Origin of the sequence: Kitasatospora sp. CB01950 (assembly GCF_001905465.1) — a bacterium.
Lineage (GTDB): Bacteria > Actinomycetota > Actinomycetes > Streptomycetales > Streptomycetaceae > Kitasatospora.
Genome location: NZ_LISX01000003.1, coordinates 290,760 through 305,216, shown reverse-complemented (window position 1 = coordinate 305,216; position 14,457 = coordinate 290,760). Strand labels below are relative to the sequence as shown.

1 protein-coding gene is annotated in these 14,457 nt (G+C 75.7%); it reads right to left on the bottom strand.

Annotated elements, in window-relative coordinates:
* Positions 1–9 precede the first annotated feature (9 nt).
* Complete coding sequence (locus AMK19_RS09965) at positions 10–14,394, bottom strand: type I polyketide synthase (RefSeq protein ID WP_073810834.1); 14,385 nt, start codon at positions 14,392–14,394, stop codon at positions 10–12.
* Between the last annotated feature and the right edge of the window lie 63 nt (positions 14,395–14,457).

The window sequence follows — 14,457 nt, the reverse complement described above, 5'->3', positions numbered from 1 at the left end:
AGCTCTCTTTCAGGCGTTTCCGAAGTCGTTGTCGAGCAGGGCGAACAGCTCGTCCGCTGTCGCCGTTTCCATCGCGGTGGCGGTGTCGTCCACCGGTCCTGGCGGTGGTGCCTCGCCGCCCGGTGCGCCGGCGCGCCGGCCCCAGCCGTGCAGCAGTTCGTTCAGTCGTTCGCCGACCCGGTCGGTGTCGGCCGCTCCGGGCGGGACGGCCGACAGGAGCGCGGCCAGCCGGTCCAGTTCGGCCAGCAGCGGCGAGGGCGGTTCGGGCGCCGCGGACAGCTCCGCGTCCAGGTGGGCGGCGAGCGCCTCGGGCGTCGGGTGGTCGAAGACCACCGTCGGCGGGACGGCCAGCCCGGTGGCCTCGCACAGCGCGTTCCTGAACCGCACCGCGAGCATCGAGTCGAAGCCGATCTCGGAGAAGGCGCGTTCCGGGCGCACCGGGCCGGTTCCGGAATGGCCGAGGACTGCGGCGGCGTGCCGGACGACCAGGTCGAGCACCGCTTGGCGGCGTGCCCGCCGGTCCAGCGGGGCCAGCCGGGCGGCCAGTCGTGCGGCGGGGGTGCCGTCCTCGTCGCCCGCGGTCTGCGGAGTGTCCTCGGCGGGCGCCGCAGTGGTGGCCGCAGTGGCCGTCCGGCCCGGTGTGGGCAGCCAGTACCGGTCGCGTTGGAAGGGGTACGTCGGCAGCAGGACGGGTGCCGGGCCGGCCGGCCCGGGGGTACCCGTCCAGGGCGACCAGTCCACCGGGCCGCCGCCGGCCGCCCACGCCTCGGTCAGCGAGGCCAGCAACCGGTCCCGGCCGCCGTCGCCGCGCCGCAGCGTGCCGACCGCCGACACCTCCCGTCCGGCCTCCGCGGCCACCGCCCCGATCCCGGCGAGCAGCACCGGATGCGGGCTGACCTCGACGACCAGGGTGTGACCCGCGTCGAGCAGGGCGCGGGTCGCCCCGACGAAGTCGACCTGCTCGCGCAGGTTGCGGTACCAGTAGGCGGCGTCGAGCGACTCTCCGGCGACGGGTTCGCCGGTCACCGTCGAGTAGAGCGGGACGGCCGAGGCGCGGGGGCGTATCCCGGTGAGGGCTTCGCGCAGTTCGTCCTCGATCTCGGCGACCTGCGCCGAGTGGGCCGCGTAGTCCACCGGGATCGCCCTGGCCCGTACGCCTTCCCGGTCGCAGGCCGCGAGCAGGGCCGCCAGCTCCTCGGGCTCCCCGGCGACGACCACGGCGTCGGGGCCGTTCACCGCGGCCACGCAGAGGCGTCCGCCGGCGGGCAGCAGGCTCGTGGTCCGCTCGGCGGAGGCGGCGACCGACACCATGCCACCGCGTCCCGCCAGCCTCAGCAGCGCCCGGCTGCGCCGTGCCACCACGAGGGCCGCGTCGTCGAGCGACAGTGCTCCGGCGACGTGGGCGGCGGCGATCTCGCCCTGGCTGTGTCCGACGACCGCGTCCGGGGTGACCCCGGTGTCGCGCCAGTGCGCGGCCAGCGCGACCATCACGGCGAACAGCACCGGCTGGACGACGTCCACGCGGTCGAGCGTCGGTGCGCCGGGCGCGCCGCGCAGCACCTCGGTCAGGGACCAGTCGGTGTGCGGGGCGAGCGCCCGTTCGCAGGCGGCGATGGCGGCGGCGAACGGCGCGGAGGCGTCGAGCGCCGCCACGGCCATGCCGGCCCACTGCGAGCCCTGGCCGGGGAAGACGAAGGCCGTACGGCCGCCGCGCGCCCGGTCCAGCACGGCGTCGGGCGCGGGTTCGCCCGCCGCGAGGGCGTCCAGCCGGTCGAGGAGCGCCTCGCGGTCGCGGCCGACGGCTGCTGCCCGGAAGGGCAGGGCGGGGCGGGTGGTGGCGAGCGCGCGGGCCGGTGCGGCGGCGCCCCCGTCGGGGTCGGCCCGCAGGTGCTCGCCCAGTCGGCGCGCCTGTCGGCGCAGGGCCGCGGGCGTCATGGCGGAGAGCAGCCACGGAACGGTGGTCCCGGTGTCCTCGGCCGGTTCGCCGTCCGTGCCGTCGGGCAGCGGGCGGGCGTCGGCGGCGGGTGCTTCCTCCAGGACGGCGTGGGCGTTGGTGCCGCTCATGCCGAACGCGGAGACGCCGGCCCGGCGCGGCCGGTCCCCGTCGGGGGCGTCCCAGGGGCGGGCGTCCGCGAGCAGCCGGACCGCGCCGGCCGACCAGTCCACCCGGCTGGACGCCTCCTGTGCGTGCAGGGTGCCGGGGAGCACGCCGTTGCGCAGGGCGAGCACCGTCTTGATGACCCCGGCGACTCCGGCGGCGGCCTGGGTGTGCCCGATGTTGGACTTCAGCGACCCCAGCCACAGCGGGCGGTCGGCGGGCCGGTCCTGGCCGTAGGTGGCCAGCAGGGCCTGCGCCTCGATGGGGTCGCCGAGCACGGTACCGGTGCCGTGCCCCTCGACCAGGTCGACGTCGGCGCCGGACAGCCCTGCCGCGGCCAGCGCGGTCCTGATCACCCGCTGCTGCGCGGGGCCGCTCGGAGCGGTGAGGCCGTTGCTGGCACCGTCCTGGTTCACCGCGGTGCCCCGGACGAGGGCGAGCACCGGATGTCCGAGGCGGCGTGCGTCGGAGAGGCGTTCCACGAGCAGGACGCCCACCCCTTCGCCCCAGCCCGTGCCGTTCGCCCCTTCGGCGAAGGAGCGGCAGCGGCCGTCGGGCGACAGGCCCTGCTGGCGGCTGAACTCGACGAAGACGTCCGGGCTCGCCATCACCGCGGCACCGCCGACCAGGGCGAACGAGCAGTCGCCGGCGCGCAGGGCCTGGCCGGCCAGGTGCAGTGCCACCAGCGAGGACGAGCAGGCCGTCTCCACGGTCACGGCGGGGCCGCCCAGTCCGAGGGTGTAGGCGACGCGGCCGGAGGCGACGCTGGTGACCGTGCCGCTGAGGAGGTGCCCCTCGATCCCGTCGGACGGGTTCTGCGGGCCGGTGCCGTAGCCCTGGGCGGCGACGCCCACGTAGACGCCGCCCTCGCTGCCGCGGACCGACGCGGGGTCGAGTCCGGCCCGCTCCAGTGCCTCCCAGCTGGTTTCGAGGAGCAGTCGCTGCTGCGGGTCCATGGCCAGGGCTTCGCGCGGCGAGATGCCGAAGAACTCCGCGTCGAACTCGGCCGCGCCGTCCAGGAATCCGCCGCCGGTGGTGTAGAAGGTGCCCGGGTGCAGGGGGTCCGGGTCGTAGAGGGTGTCCAGCGGCCAGCCGCGGTCGGCGGGCAGCGCGGCGACCGCGTCCACTCCGTCGGCCACCAGGTGCCACAGGTCCTCGGGCGAGCGGACGCCGCCCGGGAACCGGCAGGCCATCGAGACGATCGCCAGGGGTTCGTCGGCCGCCGCGGGCCCGGCCGCGCCGCCGGCGGCGGCTGCGGAGTCCGTCGCGGCCGTGCCGGTCGTGCCGGTCGTGCCATCGGCGTCCGGTTCGGTGCCGCCCAGCTCGGCGAAGAGGTATGCGGCGAGGGCGGCTGCCGTCGGGTGGTCGAAGACGGTGGTGAACGCGAGCGGCAGAGCGGTGGCCGCGACCAGCCGGTTGCGGAGTTCGACGGCGGTGAGCGAGTCGAAGCCCAGCTCGCGGAACGGGCGGTCGGCCGAGAGGCCGGCGGCCGACTCGTGGCCCAGCACGGCGGCCGCTTCGCTCCGCACCAGTTCGGTCAGCAGTTTGCGGCCCTCGGGCTCGGACAGTCGGCGCAGCCGGTGCAGCCACGCCGGGTCGCCGCCCGTACCGGGTCCGGACCCGGCGGAGGTGTCCGCGTCCGTGGGGCCGTCGGCCGCCGCCCGGGGCTCCGGGGCGGCCGACAGGCCGCGCAGCAGCGCACTGTCCCTGACCGAGCCGAAGATCGGCGCGAAGCGGCTCCAGTCCAGCTCGGCGACGACCGGTTCGCCCTCGTCCAGGGCCAGCGCCAGGCCGAGCGCGGAGAGCGCCGCGGCTGGGGCCATCGGCACCAGGCCGTGGCGGCGCAGGCCGTCGCCGACGGCGCCCTCGGCCATGCCCGCGCCGGCCCAGGGGCCCCAGGCCACCGAGGTCGCCGTCAGGCCCCGGCCGCGCCTCGCCGCGGCGAGGCCGTCCAGGTAGGCGTTGGCCGCCGCGTAGGCGCCCTGGCCGCCGCTGCCCCAGGTACCCGAGATCGAGGAGAACAGCACGAAGGCGTCCAGCGGGCGGTCCTCGAACAGGGCGTCGAGGTGGGCCGCGCCGCGCGTCTTGGCCGCCGTCAGCCAGGCCAGTTCTTCCGGCGTGCAGTCCATCAGCGGGGTGTCCGAGGTGAGTCCGGCGGTGTGCACCACGGCCCGTACGGTGTCGCCCTCCTCGCGCAGCCGTTCCACGACCCGCTCCAGTGCGGTGCGGTCGGCGACGTCGCAGGCCAGCAGGGTGCTCCGGGCGCCGAGCGCCGCCAGGGCGTCGACCAGCGCGTCGGCTCCGGGGGCCTCGGGGCCCCGCCGGCCGAGCAGGACGAGGTGTTCCGCGCCGCGCTCCGCGAGCCAGCGCGCCACCTGGGCGCCGAGGCCTCCGGTGCCGCCGGTGACGAGGACCGTGCCGCGCGGCGTCCACGGCGCGGGCGCGGGTGTCGCGGGCTCCGGCGCGAGGACGAGCCGGCGGCCCAACGGTGCCGGCACGCGTACGGCCACCTGGTCCTCGCCGTCCCGTCCGGCCAGCACCGCGCACAGTCCGTCCAGCGCGGGCCCGTCCAGCAGGTCCGGCAGGTCGACCAGGCCGCCCCAGCGCAGCGGGTGTTCCAGTGCCGCCACCCGGCCCAGGCCCCACACCTGGGCCTGCTCGGGGCGGACCTTCTCCGTGCCGTCGGCCGCCACCGCGCCGCGGGTGGCGCACCACAGGGGTGCGTCGATGCCGCTGTCGCCCAGGGCCTGGAGCAGCAGCAGGGTCCCGGTCAGGCAGGCGTCGAGCGCTCGCAGGCCCGGGTGGGGTCCCTCGGCCAGGGCCAGCAGCGACAGGACGCCCTCCAAGGAGCCGAACTCCCGGAGCAGCGCGGCCAGTTCGGCGCGTTCGACGGCGGCCCCGACCTGCATCACGACCACGTCGGCGCCGTGTCCGGCGAGCGCCTGTTCGCAGGCGAGTGCGGTGTCCTCGGCGCCGGGTCCGTCCGGGGTGACGAGCAGCCAGCGGCCGGAGAGGCGGGGCTCCGCGGGCGCGGTGAGCGGCTCCCATGCGATGCGGTAGCGGCTGGGGCCGGCGGGGACCTCGGCCTCCCGGCGGGAGCGCCGGGCGGCGGGGGCCGGGTCCGGCGCGGCCACCGGCCAGAAGCGCCGGCGCTGGAAGGCGTAGGTGGGCAGGTCGACCCGCCGCACGTCGGTGCCGCTCCAGCCCGCCGACCAGTCCACCGCTGCGCCGCGCAGGTGCAGCGAGGCGAGTGCGCTGCGGACCGCGTCGGCCTCGCCACGGCCGTCGCGCAGCAGCGGCACCGTCCCGGGGCCGTCGGGGCCGCCGGGGCCGCCGGAGGTGGGGGCGGCGTCGGGGAGGCAGGCGTGGAGCATGCCGGACAGCACGCCGCCCGGTCCGAGTTCGAGGTACGTCGTCGCGCCCTCGGCCTGCAGCCGGCGGGCCCCTTCCAGGAAGCGCACGGTGCCCCGGACGTGGCGCACCCAGTGTTCGGGGGAGCGGAGTTCCGCGGCCGTGGCCGTACGCCCGGTCAGGTTGGAGACGATCTCGATGCCGGGCGCGCGGTAGGTCAGCGACTCGGCCACGTCCCGGAACGCGTCGAGCATCCCGTCCATCCGGGCGGAGTGGAACGCGTGGCTCACGCTCAGGCGGCGGGTGCGCCGTCCGCGGGAGCGGAACGCCCCGGCCAGCCGCAGTACCGCGTCCGCGTCACCGGACAGGACCACGGAGGTGGGCCCGTTGACGGCGGCGATGTCCACCGCGTCCCGGCCCGGGTCGCGGTCCGCTTCCGTCGCCGTCTCCGTCTCCGTCGCCGTCTCCGTCTCCGTCTCCGGGACGGGGTGCCCGGTGCGGTCGTCCAGCATGGCCTGGCGCACTTCCTCCTCGGTGGCCTCCACCGCCACCATCGCTCCGCCCTCGGGCAGTTCGTCCATCAGCCGTCCCCGGGCCGCCACCAGCGCGCAGGCATCGGACAGGTCCAGCACGCCCGCCGCGTGGGCGGCGGCGAGTTCGCCGATGGAGTGCCCCATCAGCAGGTCGGGCTGCACACCCCAGTGCTGCACGAGCCGGAACAGCGCCGTCTCCAGGGCGAACAGCGCGGGCTGGGTGTACCGGGTGCGGTCGAGCAGCGCCGCGCCGGGGGTTCCGGGCTCGGCGAACAGGATGTCGCGCAGGGGCAGGTCGAGGTGCGGATCGAGGCCGGTCAGCACCTCGTCGAGGGCGTCGGCGAACACCGGGTCGTCGCGGTAGAGCTCCGCACCGGCTCCGGCCCGCTGGCTGCCCTGTCCCGGGAAGAGGAAGGCGGTCCGGCCGGAGCGTACGGCGCCTCCGGTGAGCAGGTGGCCCGCTGCCGTGCCGCGCGCGAGTGCGGTGAGCGAGCGCCGGACGGATGCCCGGTCCCGTCCCAGGACGGCGGCCCGGTGTTCGAGCGGGGCTCGTCCCGTGGCGAGCGAGTAGGCGACGTCCGCCAGTTCGGCGTCCGGGTCGGCATCGAGCCGGCCCACCAGCCGGCCGGCCTGTGCCCGCAGGGCCTCCGGTGTCCTGGCCGAGAGCAGCAGCGGCACGGCCGGGGCGGCCCGGCGCGCGGTGGGCGTCGCGGTGGCCGTCGTCGCGGTGGCGGCGGTGTCCGGGGCGGCCGGGGCCGAGGTGTCGGTCCGGTCCGGGGCGGGCGCGACCGCGACGGCAGGCGCCTGCTCGATGATCGCGTGCACGTTGGTGCCGCTGATGCCGAACGACGACACGCCCGCCCGGCGCGGGTTCCCGGTCTCCGGCCACGGAGTGTGCGCGGTGAGCAGGCGGACGGCGCCGTCGGACCAGTCGACGTGCGGGTTCGGCGTCCCGGCGTGCAGGGTTCCCGGCAGTTCGCCGTGGCGGATGGCCAGCACCATCTTCATCACCCCGGCCACCCCGGCCGCCGCCTGGGTGTGCCCGATGTTCGACTTCACCGAGCCGAGCCACAGCGGCCGGTCCGCCGGGCGCGCCGGCCCGTGGACGGCCTGGAGCGCCTGCGCTTCGATGGGGTCGCCGAGCTTCGTGCCGGTGCCGTGGGCCTCGATCGCGTCGATCTGGTCGGCGCGCAGCGCGGCGTCGGCCAGCGCGGCGCGGATGACCTGCTGCTGGGACGGGCCGTTGGGGGCGGTGAGTCCGTTGCTGGCGCCGTCCTGGTTCACGGCGGTGCCGCTGATCAGCGCGAGCACGGGGTGGCCATGGCGCAGGGCGTCGCTGTGGCGCTCCAGCAGCAGCACTCCGGCGCCCTCGCCCCAGCCCGTGCCGTCCGCGTCCGCCGAGAACGCCTTGCACCGTCCGTCGACGGCGAGCCCGCGCTGACGGCTGAACTCCACGAACAGCCGCGGGGTGCTCATCACCGTCACCCCGCCCGCGAAGGCCTGCTCGCAGTCGCCGCGCCGCAGTGCCTGCACGGCCAGGTGCAGCGCCACCAGCGACGAGGAGCACGCGGTGTCGACGGTGAGCGAGGGCCCCTGGAGGCCGAGGACGTAGGACAGCCGCCCGGACAGCACGCTGGCCGTGTTCCCGGTCAGCAGATGGCCCTCGGACACTCCCTCGGCGCCCTGGAGCAGCGCGGAGTAGTCCTGGCCGTTGGTGCCGATGTAGACGCCGACCTGCCGGTCCTTCAGCGCGGTCGGGTCCTGCCCGGAGCCCTCGACCGCCTCCCAGGCGGTCTCCAGGAGCAGCCGCTGCTGCGGGTCCATGGCCAGGGCCTCGCGCGGCGAGATGCCGAAGAACTCCGCGTCGAACTCGGGGGCGTCGTGCAGGAAGCCGCCCTGCATGCTGTACGTGGTGCCGGCGCGGTCGGGGTCCGGGTCGTACAGCCCCTCGGTGTCCCAGCCCCGGTTCGACGGCCAGTCGCCGACGGCGTCGGTGCCCTTCGAGAGCAGGTGCCAGAAGTCCTCGGGCCCGGCGACCCCGCCGGGGAAGCGGCAGCCCATGCCGACGATCGCGATCGGCTCGTTGCCGGCGGGCGTGGCCGCCAGGCCCGGTTCGGCATCGACGGTGCTGCTCGCCGCGTCCGGCAGGTCCAGGTCCAGGTCCGCGAGCAGCCGGTCGGCCAGTGCCGACGGTGTGGGGTGGTCGAACAGGACGGTGGCGGGCAGGGCCAGTCCGGTGACGGCGGCGAGCCGGTTGCGCAGTTCCACCGCCGTCAGCGAGTCGAAGCCGAGCGCGGAGAACGCCTTTCCGGGCTGGACCGTGTCGACGCCGAGGTGGCGCAGGACCGTCGCCGCGTGGGTGCGGACCAGTTCGGTGAGGGTCCTGACCCGGTCCTCGTGGCGCGGCAGTACGGCGATCTGCTGCCGCAGGGCGTCGGCGGAGCCGCCGCCCTCCCGGGCCGCCGACGGTGCGGTGGCGTCCGGGACGGGCCGCTCGGCAGCCGGGTCCGGTATCCCCTCGAGCAGGGCGGCGGTCCACCGGCCCCGGCCCGTGGTGAAGCGCCTCCAGTCGACATCGGCGACCACGACCAGCTCGTCGTCCTCCGCGAGTGCCCGGCCGATCGCGGTGACGGCCGTTTCGGGCTCCATCACCGGCATGCCGAAGTCCCGCAGCCGTGCGGCGACATCGTCCGCCAGCATGCCCGGCCCGGCCCAGGCGCCCCAGGCCACGGACGTGCCGGGCAGCCCGGCGGCCCGGCGGGCGGCGACGAGTGCGTCGACGGCCGCGTTGGCGGCCGCGTAGTTGCCCTGCCCGGCGTTGCCCACGACGCCCATCACGGACGAGAACACCACGAAGGCCGACAGGTCGAGACCCGCGGTGGCCTCGTGCAGGTTCCGTGCGGCGGTCAGCTTGGCGCGCAGCACCACGGCGAGCCGAGCGGGGTCCAGCGCGTCGAGCACACCGTCGTCGAGGACGCCTGCCGCGTGGATGACGGCGGACAGCGGGCATCGCGCCGGGATGTCGGCGACCAGCGCCGCCAGTGCGGCCGGGTCTGCGACGTCGCAGGCGGCAAAGGCCACTTCGGCGCCCAGCGCCGTCAGTTCCGTCCGCAGCGCGTCCGTACTGGGTGCGTCGGCACCGCGACGGCTGACCAGCAGCAGCCGCTCCGCGCCCTGGCCCGCGAGCCAGCGCGCCGTGTGCGAGCCGACGCCACCGGTGCCACCGGTGACGAGGACCGTGCCCTGCCATCGCGGTCGCGCCGAGCCGGCCTTTCGCGCTTTCGGCTGCACGGACGACGCGGGCCGGAGCCGGCGTCCGTGGACCCCGGTGGAGCGCACCGCCACCTGTTCCTCGTCGGCCGCGGCTCCCCCGAGCACCGCGCACAAGCGGCGGGCGGCCCGTATGTCCAGCACCTCGGGCAGGTCGATCAGACCGCCGCGGCGATGCGGGTGCTCCAGTGCCAGCGTCCGGCCCAGGGCGGCGGACGCGGCCTGACCGACGTGTCCGGGCCGCTCCGCGCCGCCCAGGACGGCCGTTCCCTTCGTCAGCGTCCAGAGCCGGGCGTCGATGCCCGCGTCCTCCAGCGCCTGGGCCAGCGCGAGGGTCAGCGCCGGACCGCCGGGCAGGTCGGGGTGTTCGGGATGGGGGCGCTCCTCCCAGGACAGCAGGGACAGCACGCCGGCGATCGGCTGCTCCCCGGCGGTCTCCGTGAGCAGGGCGGCGAGTTGTTCGCGGGTCGCGCCCGGATCGGCGACGACGCACGGGAGGAGGTCGGCTCCGGCCTCGCCGAGGATGTCCAGGACGGCCGCCGCGTCGTCGCCCTCGGGACGCAGGGCGAGCCAGCGACCGGGGAGATCATCCGCCGGCGCGACCGACAGGGGTGCCCAGGCAACGTGGTAGCGCCAGGAATCCGCCCTCCGTTCACGGTTCCTGACGGAACGCCAGGTCGCCAGCGCGGGCAGGACTTCGTCCAGGGCTTCCCGGCCGACCCCGAGGGTTTCGGCGAGCTGGGCGGGGTCCTGCAGTTCCGGGTCGTCCCAGTGGTCTTCGGCGGGAGCGGCGGGGACGGCGGCGGGGGCCGTCAGCCAGTAGCGGCTGCGCTGGAAGGCGTATGTCGGCAGATCGACCCGCCGCGCCCCCGGGAATGCACCCGACCAGTCCACTCCCAGCCCGCACTCCCACGCACGACCCACCGCACGCAACACCTGCGCCAGGCCGCCCTCCCCACGACGCAAGGTCCCCAGCACCACGGCACCCACACCCGCGGCCTCCACCGACTCCCCCACCGCCACACCCAGCACCGCATGCGGGCTGGACTCGACGAAGAACCGGTGCCCGGCCGCGAGGAGCGAGCGGGTCGCCTGCTCGAACTCGACGGTCTCCCGGAGGTTGCGGTACCAGTACTCGGCGTCCAGGGACTTCGTGTCCAGCAGGCCGCCGGTCACGCTCGAATAGAACGGCACAGAACCCGACACGGGGGTGATCCCGTCCAGGTCGGACAGCAACTCCTCGCGGATCTCCTCCACGTGCGCGGAGTGCGACGCGTAGTCGACCTCGATCAGACGCGCCCGCACGCCCTCCGCCACAAGCTCGTCCACCAAGGCCGCGACCGCGTCCGCGTCACCCGACACCACCGTCGACGACGGACCGTTCACCGCCGCCACCGACAACGCCGGCGCGATCCGCTCCCGCACCGACTCGACCGGCAGCGGAACCGACGCCATCCCACCCCGGCCCGCCAACGCGCGGATCGCCAGGGAACGCAAAGCGACCACCCGCGCCCCGTCGTCGATGCTCAGACCGCCCGCCACCACAGCGGCCGCGATCTCGCCCTGCGAGTGGCCCACCACGGCGTCCGGAACGACGCCGAACGACCGCCAAACCTCCGCCAGCGAGACCATCACGGCCCACAGCACCGGCTGCACCACGTCGACGCGTGCAAGCAACTGCTCCGAGCCCAGCGCCTCCCCCAACGACCAATCCACGTAAGGCGCCAGAGCCCGCCCGCACTCCGCCATCCGCCCCGCGAATACCTCCGACTCACCGAGCAGCTCCGCAGCCATCCCCACCCACTGCGAACCCTGACCCGGGAACACCAGCACCGAACGACCGGACACCAACCCGCCGCCGGACATCGCAGCGCCCTGCGACAGCGCCTTCACACCGTCGAGCAACTCGCTCCGGTCGGTGCCCACCACCACGGCACGGTGCTCGAAGGACGCACGCCCCACCGCCAGCGAACAGCCCACGTCCGCCGTGTCGAGCCCGGGCTCCGCCGCCACCCGCGCCGCCAACGCCCCAGCCTGCGCCCGCAGGGCCTCCGCGCTGCGCGCCGACACCGGCCACACCATCGGCCCGGGACGCCGGGCACCCACCGCCGCCCCGGCCGGAGCCTCGGCCGGCGCGGACTCCAGGATCACGTGGGCGTTGGTCCCGCTGATGCCGAAGGAGGACACACCGGCCCGTCGCGGGCGGCCCGTGTCGTCCCACGCCCGGGCCTCCGTCAGCAGTCGGCCGGCTCCCGCCGACCAGTCCACCTCGGGCGTCGGGCCGTCCACATGCAGCGTCTTCGGCATCACACCGTGCCGCAGCGCCAGCACCGACTTGATGACACCGCCCACTCCGGCCGCAGCCTGGGCATGGCCGATGTTGGACTTCAGCGAGCCGATCCACACCGGACGGTCCGCCGGACGGTTCTGCCCGTACGTGGCCAGCAGCGCCTGCGCCTCGATCGGGTCGCCCAACCGCGTCCCCGTGCCGTGCGCCTCCACCACGTCCACGTCCGACGCCGCCAGCCCCGCGTCCGCCAGCGCCGCCCGGATCACCCGCTGCTGCGACGGACCGTTGGGGGCCGTCAGGCCGTTGCTCGCACCGTCCTGGTTCGTGGCCGAACCCCGGACGACGGCCAGCACCGGGTGCCCGTTGCGCCGCGCGTCCGACAAGCGCTCCAGCAGCAGCATCCCCGCGCCCTCGGCCAGGCCGAAGCCGTCGGCGGCTGCCGCGAAGGCCTTGCAGCGGCCGTCCGGGGCCAGACCGCCCTGGCGGCTGAACTCCACGAGCATGCCGACCGTGGACATCACGGTCACGCCGCCGGCCAGCGCCAGCGAGCATTCGCCGGACCGCAGCGCCCGGACCGCGAGGTGCAGGGCCACCAGCGAGGACGAGCACGCCGTGTCCACGGTGACCGCCGCGCCCTCCAGGCCGAGGGTGTAGGCCAGTCGGCCCGACACGACGCTTCCGGTGTTGCCGGTCAGCAGGTGGCCGCCCTCGTCGGCGCCCTGTTCGAGCGGGGGCCCGTAGTCCATGGTCATCGCCCCGACGTAGACGCCCGTCGGGGTCCGCCGCAGGGTGGCCGGGTCGATCCCGGCGCGCTCCAGTACTTCCCAGGTGGTCTCCAGCAGCAGCCGCTGCTGCGGGTCCATGGCCAGGGCCTCGCGCGGCGAGATGCCGAAGAACTCCGCGTCGAAGTCGGCCGCGCCGGCGAGCGAGCCCGCCTCCCGCTGGTAGTACCGGCCCGGTGTGCCCGGTGCGGGGTCGTACCGTCCGGCGGTGTCCCAACCGCGGTCGTCGGGCAGCGCGGAGACGGCGTCGGCGCCTGCCGACACCAGCTCCCAGAGTTCGTCGGGGCTGCCGACCCCGCCGGGGTAGCGGCAGCCCATGCCGACGATCACCACGGGGTCGTCGTCCTCGGCCCGCCGCACCGGCCCGTACACGTCCGTGCCCGAGTCCGTGTCGGGTCGCTCGCCGCCGATCGTGGCGCAGAGGTACGCGATCAGGGCTGTCGGGGTCGGGCAGTCGAAGGCGACCGTCGCCGGGATGTGCAGTGCCGTCGCCGCGCTCAGCCGGTTGCGCAGCTCGACGGCGGTGACGGAGTCGAATCCCAGGTCGAGGAAGGCCAGGTCGGGGGGGACCGGATCGGACCGCCCGGTCAGCGCGGCGATCTCCTCGTCCAGCAGCCGTGCCAGCGCGGCACGCCGCTCCGGCACGTCCAGTCCGGCCAGCTCCGCGCGGAACGCGGTGCCGGCATCCCGACCACCGCCCGCCTCGTCCGGTCCGTTCGCGTCCGTCGGGCCGGGTTCCGCGAGCGCCGCCAGGACAGCCGTCGGCAGTTCCCGCACCCGGGCGTGCTGCCCGGAGAACAGCGCTTCCCGTTCCGGAGTGACTCCGTGCACGTACAGGTCGCCGAGCGAGGTCAGGAACCGGCCCGGACCGCCCTGGTCGCGGCGCAGCGTCCCGAGGACGGCGGCCTGCGCGCCGTGTTCCTCCGCGCAGTCCGTGAGGGCGGAGGTCAGCACGGTGTGCGGGCTGACCTCCAGCAGGATCCCGTGTCCGTCCTGCAGCAGGGCCCCGGCCGCCTGGTGGAACCTGACCGGGTTTCGGAGGTTGCGGCACCAGTAGTCGGCGTCCAGTACCGGGGCGTCCAGCCGTCCCCCGGTCAGTCCGGAGTAGTAGGGCAGCTGCGGTGTGCGGGGCCGGATCGGTGCGAGGTCGGCGCGCATCCGGGGGACGATCGCATCGATGTGCGGGGAGTGGGCGGCCAGACCCACCGCGATCCGGCGTGCGTGCACCCCGTCCGAGGCCAGGTCGGCGAGGAGTTCGGCTGCGGCGTCGCGGTCGCCGGAGACGATCACGGACCGCGGGCCGTTGTGCGCGGCGACGACGAGGCGGCCGTCCCAGCGGCGCAGCCGCGGCTCGATCTCGCCGGCCGGGGCCATCACGGAGACCATGTCGCCCTGCCCGGCCAGGGTCGCCTGGGCCTGGCTCCACAGGGCCACCACCCGCGCGGAGTCGTCCAGGGACAGTGCGCCGCTGACCGCGGCGGCGGTGACCTCGCCGACGCTGTGCCCGAGCACTGCGGCCGGTTCCACGCCGTGGGAGCGCCACAGCGCGGCGAGTGACACCGTCACGGCGAACAGCAGGGGCTGCACCACGTCGGCCCGGTCCCCGGCGGGTGCGCCCGGCGCGTCCGGGTCGCGGAGCACGTCGATCGGCGACCAGTCGACGAACGGTTCCAGGGCCTGCGCGCACGCGTCCATCCGGTCGCGGAACACCGTGGAGGTGTCCAACAGGTCCACCGCCATCCGGGGCCACTGCGCGCCCTGTCCGGGGAAGACGAAGGCGACCCGGCGGTCTGCCCCTGCGGCGCCCTCCAGCAGGCCGGGCATGCTCCTGCCGTCGGCGAGCGCGTCCAGCCGCTGCAGGAAGCCGTCCCGGCCGTCCGCCACCAGTGCCGCCCGCCGGCTCCCTTCGGATGCGGTGCGCGCGAGGGTGAACGCGATGTCCTGGGGGCTCCAGTCGTCACGACCGGCCAGGTACGCGTGCAGGCCGCGCGCGCCGGCCGCCAGCGACTCCTTGCCGCTGCCGGCCAGTGTCCACAGCAGCGGTGCTTCCGTACCGTCGGGGTGCGTCATCGTGACTTCGGACTCCTTCACGGAGGTCAGGACCATCAGTCGCCGGATCGTGGCGGGGTGCCC